The sequence below is a fragment of the Citrobacter amalonaticus genome, assembly GCF_002918555.1.
In the GTDB taxonomy this organism is placed as follows: Bacteria; Pseudomonadota; Gammaproteobacteria; order Enterobacterales; family Enterobacteriaceae; genus Citrobacter_C; species Citrobacter_C amalonaticus_A.
Window position 1 is genome coordinate 231,111 of the sequence record NZ_PQMB01000005.1, and the last position, 22,698, is coordinate 253,808.

16 protein-coding genes and 1 pseudogene are annotated in these 22,698 nt (G+C 52.6%); 8 read left to right on the plus strand and 9 right to left on the minus strand.

Annotated elements, in window-relative coordinates; all coding sequences use genetic code 11:
- Positions 1–146: 146 nt before the first annotated feature.
- The 3 genes and pseudogenes from C3432_RS20980 to C3432_RS28420 all read left to right on the plus strand — a co-directional run.
- The gene (locus C3432_RS20980; protein WP_181012962.1) at positions 147–866 is read left to right on the plus strand and encodes a winged helix-turn-helix domain-containing protein; all 720 of its coding nucleotides are present in this window, start codon (positions 147–149) and stop codon (positions 864–866) included.
- Positions 866–1,345 (plus strand): hypothetical protein, encoded by a 480-nt coding sequence (locus C3432_RS20985; RefSeq protein ID WP_103778533.1) that lies wholly within the window; start codon positions 866–868, stop codon positions 1,343–1,345. The genes C3432_RS20980 and C3432_RS20985 overlap by 1 nt, the downstream gene beginning before the upstream one ends.
- A 204-nt stretch (positions 1,346–1,549) precedes the next feature.
- Positions 1,550–1,633, plus strand: a pseudogene (locus C3432_RS28420) (korC); the annotation flags it as partial.
- Positions 1,634–1,847: 214 nt separating this feature from the next.
- Here the strand turns inward: C3432_RS28420 and C3432_RS20995 are convergent.
- On the minus strand, positions 1,848–3,242 hold the full coding sequence (locus tag C3432_RS20995) for a cytochrome-c peroxidase (RefSeq protein ID WP_103778535.1): 1,395 nt from the start codon (positions 3,240–3,242) through the stop codon (positions 1,848–1,850).
- Positions 3,243–3,664: 422 nt separating this feature from the next.
- Here C3432_RS20995 and C3432_RS21000 point away from each other — a divergent pair, with 422 nt between their 5' ends.
- Positions 3,665–5,314, plus strand: coding sequence for an alpha,alpha-trehalase (locus C3432_RS21000; RefSeq protein WP_103778537.1), 1,650 nt, complete (start codon positions 3,665–3,667; stop codon positions 5,312–5,314).
- A 9-nt stretch (positions 5,315–5,323) separates the two neighbouring features.
- On the opposite strand, the gene C3432_RS21005 is transcribed toward C3432_RS21000, so the two are convergent.
- The 3 genes from C3432_RS21005 to C3432_RS21015 form a co-directional block, all read right to left on the minus strand.
- Positions 5,324–6,910 carry an STY4199 family HEPN domain-containing protein gene (locus tag C3432_RS21005; protein WP_103778539.1) on the minus strand — a complete coding sequence of 529 codons (1,587 nt, stop codon included), beginning with the start codon at positions 6,908–6,910 and terminating at the stop codon, positions 5,324–5,326.
- 394 nt (positions 6,911–7,304) lie between these two features.
- Entirely contained in the window at positions 7,305–7,907 is a 603-nt protein-coding gene (locus tag C3432_RS21010) for a helix-turn-helix transcriptional regulator (protein WP_103778541.1), read from the minus strand.
- 382 nt (positions 7,908–8,289) lie between these two features.
- A complete protein-coding gene (locus C3432_RS21015) occupies positions 8,290–9,048 on the minus strand; it encodes an SDR family NAD(P)-dependent oxidoreductase (RefSeq protein ID WP_103778543.1) in 759 nt (252 codons plus the stop codon).
- Positions 9,049–9,167: 119 nt separating this feature from the next.
- Between C3432_RS21015 and C3432_RS21020 the strand changes: the two genes are divergently transcribed.
- From C3432_RS21020 to C3432_RS21030, 3 genes are all read left to right on the plus strand, one after another.
- Positions 9,168–10,067: a LysR family transcriptional regulator gene (locus tag C3432_RS21020; protein WP_103778545.1), complete on the plus strand. Its 900-nt coding sequence runs from the start codon at positions 9,168–9,170 to the stop codon at positions 10,065–10,067.
- Positions 10,068–10,112: 45 nt separating this feature from the next.
- A complete protein-coding gene (gene yhjD, locus C3432_RS21025) occupies positions 10,113–11,138 on the plus strand; it encodes an inner membrane protein YhjD (RefSeq protein ID WP_103778547.1) in 1,026 nt (341 codons plus the stop codon).
- Between the two features lie 283 nt (positions 11,139–11,421).
- On the plus strand, positions 11,422–12,744 hold the full coding sequence (locus C3432_RS21030) for an MFS transporter (RefSeq protein WP_103778549.1): 1,323 nt from the start codon (positions 11,422–11,424) through the stop codon (positions 12,742–12,744).
- Between the two features lie 101 nt (positions 12,745–12,845).
- Here the strand turns inward: C3432_RS21030 and C3432_RS21035 are convergent, their stop codons facing one another.
- On the minus strand, positions 12,846–14,906 hold the full coding sequence (locus C3432_RS21035) for an AsmA family protein (RefSeq protein ID WP_103779102.1): 2,061 nt from the start codon (positions 14,904–14,906) through the stop codon (positions 12,846–12,848).
- Positions 14,907–14,972: 66 nt separating this feature from the next.
- Positions 14,973–15,740, minus strand: coding sequence for a cyclic-guanylate-specific phosphodiesterase (gene pdeH, locus C3432_RS21040; RefSeq protein ID WP_103778551.1), 768 nt, complete (start codon positions 15,738–15,740; stop codon positions 14,973–14,975).
- Between the two features lie 421 nt (positions 15,741–16,161).
- Here pdeH and C3432_RS21045 point away from each other — a divergent pair, with 421 nt between their 5' ends.
- Entirely contained in the window at positions 16,162–17,091 is a 930-nt protein-coding gene (locus tag C3432_RS21045; protein ID WP_103778553.1) for a sugar kinase, read from the plus strand.
- A gap of 89 nt (positions 17,092–17,180) precedes the next feature.
- On the opposite strand, the gene C3432_RS21050 is transcribed toward C3432_RS21045, so the two are convergent.
- The 3 genes from C3432_RS21050 to hmsP form a co-directional block, all read right to left on the minus strand.
- The gene (locus tag C3432_RS21050; protein ID WP_103778555.1) at positions 17,181–18,674 is read right to left on the minus strand and encodes a M16 family metallopeptidase; all 1,494 of its coding nucleotides are present in this window, start codon (positions 18,672–18,674) and stop codon (positions 17,181–17,183) included.
- Positions 18,675–18,997: 323 nt separating this feature from the next.
- Positions 18,998–20,284 (minus strand): C4-dicarboxylate transporter DctC, encoded by a 1,287-nt coding sequence (gene dctA, locus C3432_RS21060; protein WP_103778557.1) that lies wholly within the window; start codon positions 20,282–20,284, stop codon positions 18,998–19,000.
- Between the two features lie 367 nt (positions 20,285–20,651).
- Entirely contained in the window at positions 20,652–22,640 is a 1,989-nt protein-coding gene (gene hmsP, locus C3432_RS21070; RefSeq protein ID WP_103778559.1) for a biofilm formation regulator HmsP, read from the minus strand.
- Positions 22,641–22,698 lie beyond the last annotated feature (58 nt).

A 22,698-nucleotide genomic window follows, 5' to 3' on the forward strand; every position in this document is an offset into this window, starting at 1 on the left:
TTGACATGCTGTTATATGGTTGTTGATATCGTCTTATATGTTAAATATAGATTAATATTCTATATATTGTACTGAGAATCTTCCCGCCATCATCCGCGAACGGAAAGATCTATCATGTACAGATGCTCAGAATAAGGAGACGAGCGATGGTTTACCTGATTGATGGGGTGGTTATTTACGACTCCCTGAATGGCACCTTGCGGCGAACGGGTGAAAAGATGGGGGATGCGGTAACCCTGACTACGATTGCCAATAAGATCTTATTGCACCTCGTGCAACATCATGGTCAACTGGTGACCCGCGATATGCTGTTTGACGAGATTTGGGAAAAAGAAGGAATTGCCTCCTCCTCCAATACGCTGACGCAGTATATCAGCCTGCTGAGAAAAATCTTTGCACATTATCTCGGAAATAAAGAAGTCATTGTCACTGTTCCCCGCTCAGGATATTACTTCAGCAAGGAGAACAGTGTCACCTTGAATACGGTCGTGCATCACTGGTGGTCATATCTGCCGAAAGTTATTGTCGCTTTCGTTGTTCTGTCACTGGTTTTCTTCGGAATGTTTTTATTCTCTACCAGTCCGGCGAAAGTTACTCCGCGTAAAATAGGTGTACTGAAAGGGTGTCCGGTTTATGATATTTCTGGGATCAAAAATGATGTTGCCGATGCGTCAAATTTTGACGTCGCCAGAAAAGCACTGGAAATGAATAATCAGATTTGCACGGAGACCACGGCATTTTATATTTATGCCCAGGAAACGCTGCACCTGCATAAGCGGGCCCGTATTATGTTCAGCCGTTGTATCGAATGGCATGACGACCGCGGTACCTGCCAGAACATTTATTACTACACGTGGATACGCTGATGAAAAAACAGCACCTTTTTTATTCGGTGGCAGGTTGTGTATTACTGGTTATCTTTTTATTATCCGGTTACTGGCTCTCCCTGCATAACCTCAGTTTTACCTGTTCATCGTCGACCGCATCCTTTGCTTCCAATATCAATAATACGGTGGCGCTGAATTTTACCCAGAGCATGACATTCTCATACCGGGGCAAAGCGGTTGTCCATCTGTCGGGTTATTTCACTACCGGCGATACCCGGCATGTGCTGAACCGGACCATTGTGTATGCCTATACCCGTACTGGCACCAGCGACTACAGTCTGCGGGTCGTGAACGCCACCCGCGCCGGCAGCGATACCGTCCCGGAAAACCTGGAGCGAACCTACCTCGGTCCGATACTGCAGGGGGCGTACCGCATTATCGGGATCCGTGAAATGCCGAGCGGCGATATGCTGATTGCCAATAATGCCGGGCCCTATCTGATTTGCGCCGTACATTAGGCTGCCTTCAGGTAAAGGATGTGAACTCAGGGTATTTGATCATGTGCGGCGGCGAGCTTATTGTGTACAGCGTCAGCTGCCGTCTTGATCAGAAAGGTTAGCTCTGTATGAAGGATAATAATGCCCGTCAGATTCAGGATCTGATTGACCGGAAGACATTTAACCGGGAAACGCTATGCCCGGGCGAGAGCGGGATGTGGACAACGCACCGTCCGCAAATGGAAATCCGGCCAGACCCGAATGGAGTTCACCACCTGGTGCTATCTGTGCTGGCTGGCCAGGGCTTAGGTAAGTGTTTATGTGCGTTTCCAGAGTGAAAACATTTCAGAGACAACTGGATAAATATACAGCATTCTTCAGTTACACCGCCAGCCAGATAATAGTATTTAAGTGTTAGATGATGGTGTTCTCACTCCAGCCAGAGCAACCCACCCGGGCTGGGACGTAAAAAAACCGACGCGAAGTCGGTTTTTTTACGTCCGAATCTGGACCTGAGTGAAGGTTATTTGTCCTGCATATACGGCGTATACACTCCGTTCAGGCTTTCGAGGAACGCGACAATATCATCGATATCCTTCTGTGGCAGGTCTTGACCCACCTGATAACGCAGCATCAGTTTAACCGCACCATCCAGCGTCGGGACATCCCCACGGTGGAAGTAAGGCGCGGTGAGCGCGACGTTACGCAGTCCTGGAACCTTTTGACGTAATTTATCGCGAGCTTCATTGGTCACGTTCATACGACCAATATCCGCAGCGGTCACTTCGCCAAAATTAAAGTCCTTTTTCAGCCCCAGCGGTTCAAAGGAACGCCCGCCCAGAATAATACCGCCGTGACAGGTGGCGCACTTATTGTCTTTAAACAGCTGATAACCATGTTTCTGCTGTGCAGTCAGCGCATTCTCATCACCACGCAACCAGTTATCGAATGCGGAATTTGGGGTGATCAGCGTCTTCTCAAACTCAGCAATCGCATCGGTAATATTCTCACCGCTGAAGCCCTGTGGATACACTGCCTGGAACTGCGCTTTCAGCACCGGATCCTTATCAAGTTTGGCAATAATTTCATCCCAGGATTTCGAGGCCATTTCAATTGGGTTCAACGGTGGCCCCCCAGCCTGCGCCTGCAATGTTGCCGCACGACCATCCCAGAATTGTTCAACGTTAAAGACCGAGTTAAACACCGTTGGCGCATTGATCGGCCCTACGGCTCCCCCGACACCAATGGAGGTTTTTCTGCCGTCGACGCCACCGGCATTCAGCGCATGACAATGGGCACAGGAGATAGTGCTGTCACCGGACAGACGCGGGTCGTGATACAGAGTGAATCCAAGCGCCACTTTTTGCGCATCGGTCGGCAGCGAGGTCGGAATAGGCTGTACAGGTTCGTTGCGATGCTGAGTGGCAGTGTCGCTGCTGGCGTAATACTTCTCGCGCTGCTTCGCTATCCAGCCAAGAATCTCCTCTCGCTCCGCGTCGCTAACCTTGCCAGCCCAGTGCAGCGCGGTATAACGCATCGGTGGCATAGTTTCATACTGCATTACCCATTCAATTTTATTGAGATCGCTTTGTGAAACGGATTCATCCGCCACTAATGCAGCACGTACAGCTTCAAGATTGAAGGATTTATAGCCCAGTTGAATATCATAATTCATCAACTGTTTCGCGATGGGAAATGAGGCATAGAAAGGTAATTCTGCTGAAGGCGTGTGACAATAATCGCATCCTTTCTCGCGTAAAAAACCCAGTACTTTATTGTTTTCTTCCAGTTTTGAGGACTGCACAGAGGCTTCTGTACTTCGTTGTTTATCGTGATACCAGACGTAACCGGATAGTCCAAAATAGCAAATCACGATACCAGCTATGGCTATCGCGGTAATACGGGTAATGATTTTCATTATTTTACCCTCACCGTTGTGAGTTATTGTGACCCAGAAAATAAAGAAATTTGCGGATGTCTTTGGAGACCTTGCCATGATAGGAAATAAGAGGGATATCAATTTGATAAGTATCAATCAATTACATGGGCGGTGGCTATCGTTAGAATAGCCTGTCCCTATTATAGGTAGGGTTTTTCTCTCCATTGTTCATCATTCGTTGCCATCGAATATTCTGAAATTGAACTTATTCTGATATAGAGGGTTTTGAGGAATATGGTTTTATTTCATACAGATATAGGGTTACCGTTATTTTTTTTCATCCTGAAAACGTGATCTATCGCACGCTTTGCACCGCACGCATCGAAGCGAATGTCTACGCTTAAAAGACAGCCGGGCAACACCCGTATCATTTACGACGCAATCCGGAGGTTCTTCTCATTATGCTCAACCAGAAACAACAACACGTCCCGTCCGACGAAATCACGATCGATATCGATCTGATGTATGAAACGGATCCGCGCGAGTTAAAGCTGGATGAAATGATCGAGGCAGAACCGGAACCCGAGATGATTGAGGGGCTCCCCGCCTCCGACGCCCTGACCCCTGCCGATCGCTATCTCGAACTGTTCGAACATGTGCAATCCGCAAGAATCTTTCCCGACAGCAAGACCTTTCCGGACTGCGCGCCAAAAATGGATCCGCTGGATATCCTGATTCGCTACCGTAAAGTCAGACGTCACCGTGATTTCAGCCTGCGTGAGTTTGTTGAAAACCACTTCTGGTTACCGGAGACCCGTTTCAGCGAATATGTCTCCGATCCGGAGAACTCACTCAAAGAGCATATCGACAAGCTCTGGCCTGTTCTGACGCGTGAACCACAGGACCATATACCCTGGTCTTCTCTGCTGGCGCTCCCGCAATCCTACATCGTGCCCGGCGGTCGCTTTAGCGAAACCTACTACTGGGACTCTTATTTTACCATGCTGGGGCTGGCGGAAAGCGGTCGCGAAGACCTGCTGAAGTGTATGGCGGATAACTTTGCCTGGATGATTGAGAACTACGGGCATATTCCCAACGGGAACCGCACCTATTACCTGAGCCGCTCGCAGCCGCCAGTGTTTGCCCTGATGGTCGAACTGTTCGAAGAAGATGGCGTTCGCGGCGCGCGGCGTTATCTGGAACATCTGAAGCTGGAGTACGCCTTCTGGATGGATGGCGCAGAATCATTAGTACTCAATCAGGCCTATCGTCACGTGGTGAGAATGCCGGACGGTTCGCTGCTTAACCGCTACTGGGACGATCGCGACACCCCACGCGACGAATCCTGGCTGGAGGATGTCGAAACCGCCAGACATTCTGGCCGACCGCCCAATGAGGTATATCGCGATCTGCGTGCGGGGGCGGCTTCCGGCTGGGATTACTCCTCCCGCTGGCTGCGGGATGCCGGACGCCTGGCCAGTATCCGTACGACTCAGTTTATTCCCGTCGATCTCAACGCTTTTTTATTCAAGCTGGAGAGCGTTATCGCCAACATTTCCGGGCTGAAAGGCGAACGGGAGACTGAAGCGCTGTTTCGCCAGAAGGCCAGCGATCGCCGCGCGGCGGTAAACCGGTATCTGTGGGATGAGGAAAATGGCGGCTATCGCGATTACGACTGGCGACGCGAGCAAATGGCGCTGTTTTCTGCCGCCAGTATTGTTCCTCTGTACGTTGGCATGGCGACCCATGAACAGGCTGACCGCCTGGGCGATACGGTACGCAACCGCCTCCTGACGCCCGGCGGCATTATGGCGACCGAATACGAAACCGGTGAACAGTGGGATAAACCTAATGGCTGGGCGCCATTACAGTGGATGGCCATACAGGGCTTTAAAATGTACGGCGATGATCCCCTTGGTGATGAAATCGCGCATAGCTGGCTGCAAACCGTGAACCAATTTTATCAACAGCATCATAAGCTGATTGAGAAGTACCATATTGCGGGCGGCACGGCGCGTGAAGGCGGCGGCGGGGAATACCCGCTACAGGATGGTTTTGGCTGGACCAACGGCGTGGTCCGTCGTTTGATTGGGTTATACGGGGAGCCATAGCGCCCCCTGCTACCCGTGAATCTCGTCATAAATCTCGGCCTGGATCTTCTGCCATTTCTTGTTGTCCGCGCTGGGTTCGGCGCGGGCGCGCAGTCTTGCCTGTTCAGCATCATACTGTTGGCGCGTGACGACAGCGGGCACCGTGCAAAAACGCTGCAGATACGCTTTATGCTCGGCGGTCAGCTTCGCCCCGTTTAACATGGCATAACCCAGGGTATTGATAAACCGTCGGCAGGGTTTGGGTTCATCCATCTGCGAGGGGTAGCGCAGCAGCAGTTGCAGGACGTCGACATTTCCCAGAGCAAATGCCTGTTCGGTCCACGCCAGCTGCCAGTTCATTCCACCTTGTAAAAACAGTGCTGTCACGCGAGTATCGTTTCTGTCGATTGCCGCACGCAGGCTAAACGTATCCCAGGTAATCCCCATATGCGTCACCGTTTCCCGCGCGGAGGGAGCTTCACGTTTAGGTTCATTCTGTATGATTTCAATACGCTGTGCCGGTGCCGGACCCTGCGTGCTGAATAACCAAAAACCCCCTCCCAGCACCACCAAAACCAGTACGCCAACGGCCCCCCAAAGCGCGCCAGAGATCAGTTGCTCTCGCTCCTCAGCGGTGCGCTGAGGATGCTTACGCGGCGGATCAATGGTTTCCCCAATCTCCAGGGGATCACCGCCCGTCAGGCGATCTTTTTGCCGCACGCTTTCCCAATACTGTTCCAGCTGCTCCTCATCGACAACCATTAGCGAGGCAGGATTCACTCGCGTGCGTCCTCGTTCGAATGCACGCTGTACCGGACGCGTAATGTGCTGATACTGACAGGCCAACAGCGTCAGCTGCGCCTCTGTAAGTCGTTCATTGGCAATCACGACGTTGCGCGCCTGTCGGCAATCATCCAGAAACTGCCGCAGCGTCGTACGCGGCTCGGCGAACAGCGTCAGCACAGAAGCATCATCAAATATCGCGGCATAGTGGCGGGCAAACGTCTTTTTATCGACGACCATCAGCGCCAGTTCACTAAAACGCATTCCGCTCAGCGCATCCTGACCGTTTCCCTGTTTGATCCAGGCTCGCAGACGATCGACGCCAAAATGCTGCTTTAAATAGCCATTCAGCGCTTGTTTATTCGGCCATACCTGTGCCACCAGCCCTTTCAGCACCAGTTCAATCGTCCGAAGCTGGCGCTGGGCACGACGCTGCTGGCTGCTATCGCTCTCTTCTACCTCAGTGTGATAATTCAGCAGGGGCTGATGCTGACGCAGTTCCTCCAGCGCGGTAACAAAACGCAGGGCGGCAATAAGTTGATTTTCACTGACGTCCTGACAGTTATCATATTGCGGTATACATTGCTGTAGATGCCGCAGCCGCAACGTGAACTGACTGAGCTGCGCATCATTCATATGCAGCCGTTTCGCCACGGCATTCCAGCCGCCAAGATTCAGCCGGGCCTGATCCAATTGTTCCAGAAACCAGCGAGGATCTTTTCCCTCAGAGACAGGCACCTTTAACAACAATAGAATTTCTACTGACGCCTGGCGGATGACGCTCAGGCAATGTTCAAATGTCGTGCTCGTCGTCTGTAATACGCTAATCGCCATCACCTTCCCTATCGACAAAACGCCTCACAGGAGGACGTAAAATTTGACTTAAGTATCTGTTTTATAGGTGTTACTTGACTAAAGATATATAAAAATAAAGATATAACAGTGACCGCTACGTAAACATTGAGAAATTTATGCGGAGCGAGGGCTTGCCCCTGCCTGCCGTCGGGACACAGAGAAATCCGGCACGCTGGCAGCGACCAGGCATTTAGAGCGGGTGACTGGCGAAGAGGAATGAATGGCCTGTCAGCGTGAATTCCCTAACGACGCCTGCTGAAAACGTGAATATTCAGCGCGGGTATGAATCATTTTTACGTGCAGGAACATCGCCTGTTATGGCTGTGGATTCTATTTCACAGCCAGAATACATCTGACTGTGAAATAAGGTCAGTTAATGTGCGTCGCTCAGCATCATTGCCGCCTGTGTGCGATTTTTAACATCCAGACGTCGATAAAGTGATTCCAGATGTGCTTTCACCGTACCTGTACTGATATTTAACGCGCGGCCTATCTCTTTATTCGACTCTCCTGCGGCAAGCATCGTTAAAATTTCACGCTGACGCGCGCTTAATGCTTTTATACTGCGAGGTTCCGAATCCGGCGCGCTTAGCCATTGCCCCGGTAAAAACATCATCCCCATTGCCAGACTATTGAGCGCCAGAGCAAAAGTTTCAGCGCTGGAATCACGCGGAACAATTGCCAGAACCCGCAACTGTGTCATTTCCTGCAACCATTTCTTACTACAGTCTGTCGCCGTAATTAAAACTTTTACCTGCGAAAACTGTTGCACTGTTTTTTGCAGTAACCAGCGGCAGAACTCACCGTCCATGTCGCCATCCAGCATCACCAGCGCTTCAGGATTTTCCTCCAGTTTTTGCCACAGTTCATCTGCCTGACTGACACCCCGAATACTGACTCCTGGAATTCGCTGCTGTAAACTGATTTTCATTCCATGAATAAATATTGACTGCCTGTCAAACATTACTATCTGCATTGCTGTTTCTCCACCTGGATACAATAATAGACTGAGGTAGTGGAAGGGTATTACCCGATAGGTAAAATAAGAATTCGCCATTTGGCGGTGGCCATTTTACCTGTCCTGGGGAAGGAAATAAATGAAAGATATGAATGGTTACATCTGGCGCACCGAAATTACATGTCAGTATAATTCATCAGCAATAATTTCAGAATATCCTTATATTTCACACAGAGGGTAAGCTTAATTAATATTATTTCCAAGATTACGCTTTGCGTCAGAAAAAAGAAACATTGCCTCCCCGTAAATTTGTTACTGAATAAAATTCAGCATTAATTGTTAGATCCTGTCGCTCCGGCCATATAGCTTCAGCGGGTATATTCACCCGCTGAACAGAATATCAGAGGAACATTCCGCCGGAAACCTCAATCCGCTGCGCGGTCATCCAGGCTAATTCATCGCTGAGCAGCACGGCAATAGCGTCGCCAATATCATCCGGTAAACCTGCGCGTCCTAACGCCGTTTGCGAAGCAACGTAGGCATTAAGCTCTTTGTTATCACGTAGTCTCCCGCCGCCAAAATCCGTTTCAATCGCACCGGGTGCGATGATATTCACTGAAATCCCCCGCTCCCCCAGCTCTTTCGCCTGGTAGCGTGTCAGCACTTCCATTGCTCCTTTCATTGAGGCATAGGCGGCATAACCCGGCAGCGCAAAACGCGTCAATCCTGATGAGACGTTCAGGATCCTGCCGCCATTTTTAATCAGCGGCAGCAGGCGCTGAGTCAGAAAGAAAGGCCCTTTAAAGTGGATGTTCACTAATTCATCAAACATCTCTTCAGAGGTATCGGCAAAAGCACCGTACAGGCCAATACCCGCATTGTTCACTAAATAATCAAACGTCTCACGATTCCAGACGTTTTTCAGCTGCGTTTTTACCTCACGAGCAAAGGTGTCAAAGCTGGCAGCCTCGCTGACATTCAGCTGTATTGCCGCGGCTTTTCTGCCTTTTTGCTCAATTTCAGCCACAACATCCAGCGCCGCCTGCTGCTGGCTATGGTATGTGAAGATAATGTCCGTTCCTTTGTCAGCCAGCTTAAGCGCGGCACTTTTACCGAGTCCACGGCTGCCGCCGGTCACTAATGCGATACGTTGCGTCATAAGAAACCTCATTTCAGGTGTTGTGAAGATTGAGAAAGAGCTTATTAGGTGATAGAAAAACATTAAATATAGTGAATTACGTATTACTGTTTCATTTTGAACAACAACAGGCCATCAGGATGGATAAAATTCACGCAATGCAGTTGTTCATACGCGTCGCAGAACTGGAGAGTTTCTCTCGCGCTGCCGACACACTCGGCCTTCCTAAAGGTAGCGTATCGCGTCAAATTCAGGCGCTGGAAAACCACCTCGGCATCCAGTTGCTACATCGCACAACGCGCCGGGTACAGTTGACGCAGGACGGAATGGTCTATTACGAAAGGGCAAAAGACCTGTTGAGCAACCTTGATGAACTGGACGGGCTTTTTCAACATGAACCCACCAGCGTCAGCGGAAAACTGCGTGTAGACATGCCGGTTTCCGTGGCGAAAAATCTGGTCATCCCCCGCCTGCCCGCCTTTTTGCAGCAATATCCGGGGATTGAACTGGAACTGAGCAGCAGCGATCGGCTGGTGGATATCATTCGAGAAGGCTTCGACTGCGTGGTCCGCATCGGTACGCTCAAAGACTCCGGGCTTATTGCCCGTCCGCTGGGAAAATTATCCGTCATTAACTGCGCCAGCCCGACATATCTGACGCGGTTCGGCTATCCGGAAAGTCCTGATGACCTCGCCTCGCACGCGGTGGTGCACTATTCTCTGAACCTGGGAACGCGTCCGGAGGGGTTCGAAATCGCCACGCCAGAGGGCATTCAATGGGTGAAAACCGGCGGTATGCTGACGGTAAACAGTACTGAAACCTACCACGCGGCCTGTCTGGCGGGGCTGGGGATTATTCAGGTACCGCGCGTGGGCGTGCGTGACGCATTGCGTGCCGGAGACCTCATTGAAGTCTTACCGCAGTATCGTGCCAGCCCCATGCCGGTTTCTTTACTCTACCCACATCGCCGCAATCTCTCACGGCGGGTGCATCTGTTTATGGAGTGGTTAACGGGAGTAATGAAAAATTATGTGGACTGACACGCTATACTTCAGAGAGCTAACAAAAGAAGGACTATTGACCTGATGACGCAGGAAAATGATGTAAAGCGCCCTGTTCAGGAGCTGAAATATGACCCGATTCAAAAGCCAGAGGCGATCGAACCGACAAGTTCTGCAAGTGGAAAAACAGAGCAGGCGCTGAAAAGCGTCACCACAACGGCACAAAAAGTACAGCGCCAGCCGGCAATTGCCCACCTGATCCGCGCAGCCGAACGCTTTAACGATCGTCTGGGCAACCAGTTCGGCGCGGCAATCACCTACTTTTCGTTTCTGTCGATGATTCCCATCCTGATGGTTTCTTTCGCCGCAGCGGGTTTTATCCTCGCGTCGCATCCCACGCTATTGCAGGATATCTTCAATAAAATTCTGACAAACGTCAGCGATCCAACGCTTGCCACCACGCTGAAAAGCACCATCAATACCGCCGTTCAGCAGAGAACCACCGTCGGCCTGGTCGGGCTGGCGGTGGCGCTTTACTCGGGCATTAACTGGATGGGAAATCTGCGTGAGGCTATCCGCGCACAGTCACGGGACGTCTGGGAGCGTACAGCGCAGGATAAAGAGAAAATCTGGATAAAGTACCTGCGCGATTTTATCTCGTTGATTGGCCTGCTGATTGCGCTGATCGTGACGCTGTCGATAACCTCCATTTCCGGCTCCGCGCAGCAGATGATTATCTCGGCTCTTTATCTCGACAGTATTGAATGGTTGAAGCCCGCCTGGCGGCTGATTGGGCTGGCAATTTCAATTTTCGCCAATTACCTGCTGTTTTTCTGGATCTTCTGGCGACTGCCCCGCCATCGTCCCCGTAAAAAAGCGTTGATTCGCGGCACGCTTATCGCTGCTATCGGCTTTGAGGTGATTAAAATCGTCATGACATACACGCTGCCAACGCTGGTAAAATCCCCCTCCGGCGCGGCATTTGGTTCTGTACTCGGCCTGATGGCATTCTTCTACTTCTTTGCGCGTCTGACGCTGTTCTGCGCGGCCTGGATCGCGACCGCCGAATACAAAGATGACCCGCGTATGCCGGGAAAAACCCACCGCTGATTCATCATTTGATGCCGGATGGCGCTGCGTTTAGATGCTTGCATCCGCCTCCGGCACTTATTTCAGCATATAAATCCAGTTGGTAACTTTAATTTAACCAAAAACCAGTGTTATCCACTAACCTTTAAATTATGTGAAGCATTTCATGGAAGTGAAATTGCAGGCCTAAAAATTATCCCCTTTTTGCCCATTTTTTGCCCACCGCCCCACTTTGTTACACATTGAAATATCACTTTTGCTGTGCGTAATATGGTCGTTCGTTCGCCAAAAATAAGAAATGATTATGCAAGCAACCGCCACCACACTCGACAACGAACAGGAACACGCTCCGGTAAACTCCCGCAATAAAGTCCTCGTCGCCTCGCTCATTGGTACCGCCATTGAGTTTTTCGACTTCTACATTTATGCGACAGCCGCAGTTATCGTGTTTCCACATATTTTCTTCCCGCAAGGTGATCCTGCCGCTGCCACGCTACAGTCGCTCGCCACCTTTGCCATCGCCTTTGTCGCCCGCCCGATTGGCTCCGCGCTATTCGGTCATTTTGGCGATCGCGTGGGACGTAAAGTGACGCTGGTTGCTTCTTTGCTCACAATGGGGATCTCCACGGTCATTATTGGTCTGCTGCCGGGTTACGCCACCATTGGCATCTTCGCCCCCCTGCTGCTGGCGCTGGCACGTTTTGGTCAGGGCCTGGGGCTTGGCGGTGAGTGGGGCGGCGCGGCGCTGCTGGCTACCGAAAATGCGCCACCGCGTAAACGTGCGCTGTATGGTTCATTCCCACAATTGGGCGCGCCGATTGGCTTCTTCTTTGCCAACGGCACGTTTCTGCTGCTCTCCTGGCTGCTGACCGACGAACAGTTCATGACCTGGGGATGGCGCGTGCCATTTATTTTCTCTGCGGTACTGGTGATTATCGGTCTGTACGTGCGTGTCTCTCTGCACGAAACGCCGGTATTCGCCAAAGTTGCCGCCGCGAAAAAGCAGGTGAAAATCCCGCTGGGAACCCTGCTGACAAAACATGTGCGCGTCACGATCCTCGGCACCTTTATCATGCTGGCGACCTACACGCTGTTTTATATCATGACCGTCTACTCAATGACCTTCAGTACCGCAGCCGCCCCCGTCGGGCTGGGTCTGCCGCGTAATGAAGTATTGTGGATGCTGATGATGGCGGTAATTGGTTTCGGTGTGATGGTACCGGTCGCCGGTTTGCTGGCTGATGCTTTCGGTCGTCGCAAAAGCATGGTCATCATCACCATCCTGATTATTCTGTTTGCCCTGTTCGCTTTCAAACCGCTGCTCGGCTCCGGCAATCCGGTGCTGGTATTTGCCTTCCTGCTGCTGGGTCTGAGCCTGATGGGACTGACCTTTGGCCCTATGGGCGCGCTGCTGCCAGAGCTGTTCCCGACGGAAGTACGCTATACGGGCGCCTCATTCTCGTATAACGTTTCGTCAATTCTCGGCGCTTCCGTCGCCCCTTATATTGCCGCCTGGCTACAGGGAAACTACGGTCTGCCTGCGGTAGGGATCTACCTGGCGTCAATGGCAACACTGACGCTGATTGCGCTGTTGTTAACTCACGAAACGCGTCACCAGTCGTTGTGATGCTATTTGCCGGATGGCGGCGCATGGCGCCCTTATCCAGCCTGGGGTATGTCATAACAGGCCGGATAAGCGCAGTTCACAGCCCTGTCCGGCAAAAGCGATCACTTCTTCATCTGCGAGAGAATCGTCCGGCACTGATTAGCGTCACCCTCTGACGGCGAAATCAGCGCCAGCAGCGCGGCGGCGGGCGTGACTAACGTCGCCAGCGCGGCAGCCACTGCCCCACGCGCAATCAGCGGCCCGGCTTTCACACCCGCCTGGGGATTCTTAAACGTCCCACGCACGTACAGCGGCGAGCGCAGGGTGATAATACGGATCCCCCTACTCTCCGGGTCGATCGTTAAATCGAGCCGTTCAGAAGCAAAGCTTGCTGTCCCCGTGACGTTAATCAGCGCGTTTTCGGTATCAAAAGCGAATATTTGTGGACGCGCCACGCCGTTGACGATATCCAGATTCGCGGCGGCACAGTTTACCCGAACCTCATCATCACCAAAGATCTGCCCGACGATGTAATTGCCCACGTTCAGGCCGACAATCTCCATCAGATTACGGCTAACCAGTCCGTCATTCATCAGCAGTTTCAGGTTGCCGTTGCTGCTGCCCAATAGCGCCGCCACCGAATTGCCCGTTCCGCGAAACTCAGCGTCGCCGCTCATTTCACCCAGCGTTTTCTGCATCAGTTCGACATTCGGCATCAGCTCTTTGAGCTTCAGGTGGCGAGCCTGAATATCCGCCCGTCCCTGCATGGGCTTTTTGTTTCCTTCCAGATGGATGTCAGAGACGATGCTGCCCCCTGCCAGACCAAACTTCAGCGGTTGCAGGCGCAAATCAGCATTTTTCAGGGTGATGTGGGTGGAGAGATCGCTGATTGGCAGGCTGCTGCCATGCTCAATCCGGCGGCCTTTGAAGCGCACGTCGGCGTCCATCACGTCCCATTTGCCGGTTTCAAAGCGATCGTAAGGCAATACTTTATCCGCAGGCTGAACGCTCTTCTCGCCTTTCTTCTGTTCAGAACGCTTTGCCTTCTCCGCGCCTTTACCTGAATCCACGCCAATCAGCGGTCCCAAATCCGCCAGCCGCAGCTGTCGCGACTCCACGTCGCCCTCAAGTTTCGGCCGTGGTTTGCCTGTGGTATAGGTCAGAGAACCATGAATATCGCTGTCGCCAATCCGCCCGTTGAATCCGCGGTAATCAAAGACTGACGATTTTTGCGGTTCGATTTTCGCCACCAGCCGACCGTCGGTTTCAAATGGCGGCGTATCCGGCAGCAGTACGCCGGTCAGGTCATACAGTTCGCCCAGCGAATCGCCGGAGAATTTGAGCTGGAGATCGACACCGCCCATTTTCATCGGATCGTTCACGACACCCGCGAACGCCACGCGGGTGTTGCCGGAGCGAAAATCCGCCTGCACCGGGAACGGCGCGCCTTCACTACGCAGCGCCAGCATCCCCCCCATTTTACCAGTACCGGAGAGCGGCTCATCGTTGTAGCGACCTTTTGCCTTCAGACCAAAAACATAGTCTTCAACGTTGGCCTTATCGTCTTTTCCCTTCGATCCCGTGACTTCGCTAAACGGTAGCGGTTTACCCAGCGGATCGACCAGGATCTCAATATCCGCTTTGCTGACCTTGTCATCAATCGCGATTCGCCCCTGATCAAAGAGGATATTATCCAACCGGAACGACCAGTCCGATGGCTTCGCGTTGGGATCTTTGTCCTTCTCGCTCGCAAGATTAAAGGTCCAGTTATTCTTTTTTTCCGACAGTCTAATCAGCCGCGCATCAGGCTTCACCAGCTTGATCCACGGTAACCAGACGGTTTTAGTGAGAAGCGCCAGCGGTGCCAGCGTGGCCTCGACGCGGGGCAGATGGATCATGGTGACGTCAGGGATATCCGGCGGATTGCCGAGGATGATGTCTTCAGCGTGAACGTGCGGCCAGGGAACCCAACTGCGCCAGCCGGTTTCCTGCTTCTGACGCTCCCAGACCACGCCGAGATCCCCACGGATAGCGAACGGCCGGTTAAGCTCAGTTGAGACTTTCTGGTTGATGGTCGGTTTGAGGCGGTTCCAGTCAAATGTCGCAATCAGGACAACCAGTACCACAATCAACAACAAGAAAGTCCCTGAAACAACAGCGGTTATTTTGCCTGCTCTGGTCATACTCTGCATCCTCACGTCTTCCTTTGCCTGTCTTAAAGGATAGTTCAGTCAGACGGAAATACGGTTTTACAGAGTCAAAACCGCTTCTTCGAGGGTTTCAACAGGGAGCGGACGTGACAAAAAATAGCCTTGCGCCGCAAAAGCGGGAGAATTTTGCACATCGCGCCACTCTTCCAGCGTTTCCACACCTTCCACAATGATACCGCGGCAGTAGCGGTTCATTAACTGCAACAGCGTGGTGAAGAGTGTGCGTCCTTCCGGCGTCTGTCGGAGCATCACAAACAGATCGCGCGCCACCTTGATATAGTCATACCGGACTTCGCTGAGCGCCGAAAAGTTGGCCATTCCGGTACCAAAATCATCCAGCCACAGCGGGCCGAATTCACACATCGACGCAAAAGAGGACTCTTTGGGCAGACGAATATGTTCGACCAGTTCAAAACGCAGCCAGGGCAGACGTTCGATCATTTTCAGGAGCGCCGGCTGCTGGCGAATGGCAATCAGCGTCGGAGCATCCACATTCACCGACGCTAACAGATTGTGGTGACAAAAAAACGCCGCTTTCTGTTCCAGCAGTTGCAGTTGCTCTTTTACCACATTCACACGGTGGCGCACCGCGACTTCGGCGAAATAGCGGTCCGGGGCAATGCGTCGGGAAGGGTTATCAGGATGCGTCACCACCGTCAGCAGTTCGACGGCCATTAATCGACCATTTGTCTGGTAAATGGGTTGATGAGTGTAAGCACGCTCACACTGCAACCAAAAGCGTCGCGCCTGCAAGTTCTCAATACTTGCATCGGGATTGCCTGGATGCTGGATAACCGGCTTTATCATCTCAGATGTCCTGTGATTAAGCGCCTGGCCCACCAGGCATAACTGGCGCAGGCAGTACGGACAGCGCGTAGCCACCGGAGCGTACACGTCGTTCGTGAGGATTATTCGCTACGCTCACCCTTCGGGATGCCGCAGACGCCGGGTTTTGTACGGGCACTGCCCGGGTTCATAATGGCAAGCAAAATAGCCTGATGGTCCAGGCTCTGAGAGCGTAGCCGCCCGGACTCGTCAGAGGTTATCGGCGCTGGTGCGGAGAACTTTATATCCGTCCACGCGCAAAATCGTAAACACTGCGGCAAAAATCAGCACAGAACGCGTGCTGGCTCAAAAAATTAATGGAACGATGTTTTAATATAGTTGACCACTAAACACCCACAGCGCACACTAACGCTAATTTTTTTATCTGAGCAGGTTCACGACTATGTCCAAAAAGATTGCCGTGATTGGCGAATGCATGATTGAGCTGTCACAGAAAGGCGCTGACGTTCAGCGCGGATTCGGTGGCGACACACTGAATACTTCCGTTTATATCGCCCGCCAGGTTGATTCTGCGGCGTTATCCGTTCACTACGTCACGGCGCTTGGCACGGACAGTTTCAGCCAGCAGATGCTGGATTCATGGCAGGGCGAAAACGTCGACACCTATCTGATACAGCGTATGGAGAACCGTCTGCCGGGTCTCTATTACATCGAAACCGACAGCACAGGCGAACGTACCTTCTATTACTGGCGTAATGAGGCTGCCGCAAAATTCTGGCTGGAGAGCGAGCAGTCTGCAGCCATTTGCGAAGAACTGGCGACTTTCGATTATCTGTATCTGAGCGGGATCAGCCTGGCGATTTTAAGCCCAACCAGCCGTGAAAAACTGCTGTCTCTGCTGCGCGAATGCAGGGCTAACGGTGGAAAAGTCATTTTCGACAACAACTACCGACCGCGCCTGTGGGCCAGTAAAGAAGAAACTCAGCAGGTGTATCAGCAGATGCTACAGTGCACCGATATCGCTTTCCTGACGCTGGATGATGAAGACGCACTGTGGGGCGAAAAACCGGTTGCGGAAGTCATTGCCCGCACTCATGCGGCAGGCGTGGAGGAAGTGGTGGTGAAACGCGGTTCGGACTCCTGCCTGGTCTCCATTCAGGGCGAAGAACTCATCGACGTACCGGCGGTGAAACTGCCGAAAGAGAAAGTGATCGACACCACCGCAGCGGGTGACTCGTTCAGCGCAGGCTATCTGGCTATTCGCTTAATGAAGGGTAACGCTGCCGATGCCGCCAGACGCGGTCACCTGACAGCCAGCACGGTTATTCAGCATCGCGGGGCCATTATCCCACGCGATGCCATGCCGCACTAATCTGGACAACAGCAGGCCGGATAAGGCGGTGACGCCGCCATCCGGCGAGAATGCCGGGCCTGATGGCGCTACGCTTATCAGGCCTGCATCTACTGTGCTGCCGGGATATCCGTCACTTCCGGATGCACATCATCCGTATCGGTAGTCGTTGCCGCGGCGGTAACCGGCGCCATGATTTGATCCCACGTGGCCTGCAGATCCTTCATGTTAAATTCCGGCTCCCCTTTCGGCTGTAGCAGAATCAGCGCCATGTCGTGCGATAACTGCTGACGCAAATCCTGATTCAGCATCTCAACGGTCAGACTGCTAAGGAAATCCTGACGCAGCTTCTGATACTGCTCCGGCGCAATATCCACAACCTGATTCTGCAACGAGCGTAAACGCTGGCTAATCAGAATATCGGTGTCCGTACGAGCGTAGGTCGCAAACAGCTTCTGCAACTCCAGATCTTTTTGCGCCACCAGCGCGTTAAATTCCTCTTCCGACAGGCCTTTATCGCGGACTTTCGCCAGCTCACGCGCCACCGTACTCAGGTTCGCATTCAGCTTATCGTTAGGTGAATCAATATTGATCGCGCACTGGGCGCGCAGAAACAGCACCCGGCAGTCGAAGCCGAGGCCGATATCTTTGGCGTTATTTTTACTCAGCTCCTGCTGGATATGCCAGAACAGCGCCTCGCGGGCTAAATCCGCTCGCCAGTAGCGTAACAGCGCAGCAGATTCGCGAATCGGCTGCCACGGCGTATCCCACATGATGGAGAGCCGGTCCTGGCGCGCCATGTCGGTCATAATACTCACCGCTTCAGCACGCAGCGGAGAGAGCGTTGGCACCGGCGCAGGCGTTTCACGTTTGCCTTTCAGCTCCCCGAAAGTTTTGTTGATCTGATCGGCGACTGACCGGGCATCAACGTTGCCGACGATAATCAGCGTCATCGCATCCGGGGTGTACCATTTCTGATAGAAATCATGAATTTTCGCCGCATCTACCGGATGTTTCAGCGGTTCAGCGGGATCGTGCCCCAACAGCGCGGAGCCTTTCAGACGATAGCGCCACCAGCCCTCTTTAGTATCCACCGGCAGCGTGGCGACCATATCTTCACTGCCCAACGCGTGGTTGACGGTTTCTGGGGTAATGGTCAGCTTACCCATCGTATTGGCCAGATATGAGAGCGACTCTTTGAGCAGGTCGTTACGGCTGTTTGGCAGGCTGAGATTGTACTGGGTGGAATCATAAGAAACGATAACGGGCGGCATGGGACGTTTTGGGTCGACCCCCTGCTGCCAGAGTGAACGGGCTTGCGGGGCCTCAAGGCCGCCGCTCTGGGTCAGCGCGATGCGTGGGATCGCATGGCTGAAACCGCTCTGTTGCGTGCTCTCGGCGAGCGAACCGGTATTTACCAGCAGGCGGACCTCAATACGGTCGCTGGGACGCTGCGGGGTGGCTAAAACCTGCCACTGTAAACCATTTGCCAGCGTCCCCTGTTGCCATGCCGGGTCAGGCTGGAGCGCATCCGCCTGCACATAGCCAGCGGTGGCCATCATCAGCAAACCGCCCGCTAAGAGTCGAATTTTTGTGCCCTGCATGTGAACCCCTGATCAACAATCCTGGTAATAAAAAGACAACCCTGTGAAAGGCCTGTCTGAATATGACGTTAAAAACACTTCGCGTGATACCCGTCATCCTTCAAGCTGCCTCTTTGCTGGCTGCTGAATGACTCATCTCATCCATGAAACTCGCCCTGACAGGCCGCCGCTCCGATGCATCATGAACGATTTTGTGTATAGACCACAAGAACATGAAAATGTCACGGAGGAAGTGAAATAATCCCGAAGTGATTCGGGTACAGGGGTCAATTATGCGCAGGAGCCCGCAGCCCCACAAGGGACTACGGGCATAAGTGTCGAAATTAAGAGGATATTTCGTTCGTTTTGCCATCCGACGCACGATTATTCAGCACATCGTCGAGCTTTTTGTGGTCCAGTTCTTTAACCCATTTAGCCACAACCACCGTCGCCACGCCGTTACCGACCAGGTTGGTCAGCGCACGGGCCTCAGACATAAAGCGGTCAATACCGAGGATTAACGCCAGACCCGCCACCGGCAGATGTCCCACCGCGGAGATAGTCGCCGCCAGCACGATAAAGCCGCTTCCGGTAACCCCTGCGGCCCCTTTCGAGGAGAGCAGCAGCACCACCAGCAACGTTATCTGATGGAAGATATCCATATGGCTGTTCGTGGCCTGAGCGATAAATACCGCCGCCATCGTCAGATAAATGGAGGTTCCATCAAGGTTGAACGAGTATCCGGTTGGGATCACCAGCCCGACAACCGATTTCCGGCAACCCAGCTTCTCCATTTTGTCGAGCATACGCGGCAGCGCAGACTCGGAAGAGGACGTGCCCAGCACAATCAGCAGTTCTTCACGAATATAGCGAATGAACTTGAAGATGCTAAAGCCGGTGACGCGAGCGATAGAGCCAAGCACCACCACCACAAACACGATACAGGTGATGTAGAAGCAGATAATCAACTGCCCCAGCTGCACCAGCGTCCCCACACCGTATTTACCGATAGTGAACGCCATTGCGCCGAACGCACCGATTGGCGCCAGACGCATGATCATGTTGATGATGCCAAAAATAACCTGAGAGAAGCTCTCGATGACATTAAAGATCAGCTGGCCTTTGCTACCCAGACGATGCAGAGCAAACCCAAACATTACGGCAAACAGCAGAACCTGCAGGATATTACCGCTGGCAAATGCGCCAATGACGCTGCCGGGGATGATATCCATCAGAAAGCCCACGATCCCCTGGTCTTTTGCCTGTTCGGCGTAGATCGCCACCGCTTTTGCATCCAGCGTTGCGGGATCGACGTTCATCCCGGCTCCCGGTTGCACCACGTTAACGATGATGAGACCAATGATCAGCGCAATCGTACTGACAATTTCAAAATAAAGCAGCGCGACCGCACCCGTGCGACCTACCGCTTTCATACTTTCCATGCCTGCAATGCCGGTCACGACAGTACAGAAGATGACAGGGGCGATGACCATCTTAATCAGCTTAACGAACGCGTCGCCAAGCGGTTTCATTTGTGCGCCTAATTCAGGGTAGTAATGGCCAAGGAGAATACCAATGGCAATTGCTGTCAGGACCTGAAAGTAAAGGCTTTTGAACAGAGAGGTTTTCATAGGGTGTCCTTGAAGTAAAAACCACAGGTCTTGTAAGGTTTTATGTAACCTGCGGCCTTAAAATAACACCCAGACAACATGACAGAAATGCACCAGGATCATAATTGAAACAAAAATGTTAAAAAGTTTGAGCTGACTCGCACAAGCGCGCCCTTTTATAACTATTTTAACTGGAGCTTTGCCTTCAGGCGCACATTGTTGCAACCCGTTTGAAAACGGACAGCGCGGAATAACCGGCGCGAATCCGCAAGTATATGAGAATGATTCGCTTCACTTTCCCTTCGGATCGCGCCAAAACATGTGCATAACTTGATACGTTTTATCCGAGCACAACCGGGTTCAAAGTGGCAACCCGGCCAGCCTCAGGTCAGGCCGTGGTCAGATAACATTCCTCAAACATATCGGAGGGTACCGCGCGGCCAAAAAGGAAGCCCTGAGCAATTTCAACCTCAGCGTGCTCCAGCCATTTACGCTGCGCTTCCGTCTCGACCCCTTCAGCAATCATTTGCAAATTAAGGCTGCGCGCCAGCATGACGATGGCTGAAATCATACTGTTGTCTTCCGGCAGACCTTCCACAAACATTTTGTCGATTTTGAGTACGTCCACCGGTAGCGATTTCATATGCTGTAGCTGGCGTAATCCCGAGTAGCCCATACCAAAATCATCCAGCGCAATACGCACGCCAGCGTTACGTAACGGGCGTAAAATCGCCACGGCGGCGTGCGGATCGTCAATCCGTCGGCTTTCGGTGACTTCCAGAATCAACGTTCCAGGCTTAATGCGATAACGGTGTAATAACCCCAGCATGTCCGACACCATACTGGGATGCATCAGCTGGAGCGCAGAGAGGTTCACCGACAGCGGCAGCATAATGCCGCGCTCCTGCCAGGCCGAGAGCTGGCGGCAGGACTCTTCCAGCACCCAATGCCCGACGTTCACCATCAGGCCACAGGATTCAATGCGTTCGATCAGTCCTTCCGGCAGTTCCCAGCTGCCGTCCGGCTGCTGCATACGCAGTAACGCTTCCGCGCTGAGAACTTTCCCACTCACCATATCCACCTGCGGTTGCAGCCAGAGAGCAAAGCGGTGATTGTCCAGGGCAGTGAGGATGTCGCTCTCTTCCGTCAGCCGCCGTTGAGCCGCTTCCATCTGCTCAGGATCAAAGAACTGAATCTGGTTTTTCCCTTTACGACGAGCGGTAAAGGCGGCGGAAACCGCGCGACCGTACAATTGTTCCGCACTGAGATCGCCATAAAACATCGCCACCCCAATGCTACAACTTGGCCGCAGTTGAATCCCCTGAATGGGCAACCGCTCATTAATGAGAGTGAGTACTTGCTGACCTAGCGTAATGGCGTGCCACGGCTCTTTGACTCCGTGAGCAATTATGGCAAAGTCATATCCGCTCACCTGGGTCAGCACCATTCTGGGCGTCAGCGCCGATTTGAGCTTTTCAACCAGCGTCAGCAGCAGGATCTCCCGCTGCGTCTCTTTCAGTATACCTGCGGTATCGCGCAAGGTTTCACAAGTGACGATCATCAGCGCGGTCGTCTTCTGGCGAGCAATCACCTGCTCCAGCAGCCCCATCAGGAACGTTTTATTCGGCAGATCGGAGACGGGGAAGCGCATCGCGTTTTCCGACTGTTCTTCGCTGTAGCGCCGCACCATCTGCTGGTTAAGGTTGTAACTTCGCACCAGCATACCAATCTCATCATCCTGATGAAGACGCGGCAGCACCAGCTGATGACCAATCAGGTCCTGCTGCGGGATAGTATTCAACTCGCGGGCAATTTTACGCAATGGATGCAAAATCAGGCGGTTAACGCACCAGCTGATCGCAACCGTCAGCATCAGCGATAAAAGTAAGTAAATGGTCACTAACGTTGAGAGCGTACTCATCACAAACTTATACATGCGGTATGAGTCTGCCTGTAGCACCAGATACGCCAGCGGCTGCGGGTTTGCGGGACGTTCAAGGGAATAGACCGGTAACGAGATTTGCACCGGCAGTTCAAACAGTCGGGTTACCATCACCGGAACCGGGCGCTCAGGAATAAAGCTCATCCGCAGCGCCTGGAATTGATTGGGCAGCACCACGTCGGCGCGGCTGACCACGCCTGCGGGCTTAATGCTGGCAAGAATGGCCTCTGCGTCGGGGATATCCGCCTTCAGGATTGCCGCCGACAAAGGTTCGCGGACGGATCGGGCGATGCTTTCCAGTTGCGTAGCCGTGTTGTAGCGGTTCTGCTGCACCAGATGAAACAGCAAAACGGTGCAAAAAATAAAAACGAACACCATGACAACAGCCGCAACCATTGCCATCTGCTTAATTGTTAACGAACGACTAACGCGCAAATTGCTTCCCCCGGAAATGCCAGACAGCCGCCAGAGTATACACATTCATCGCGTAATT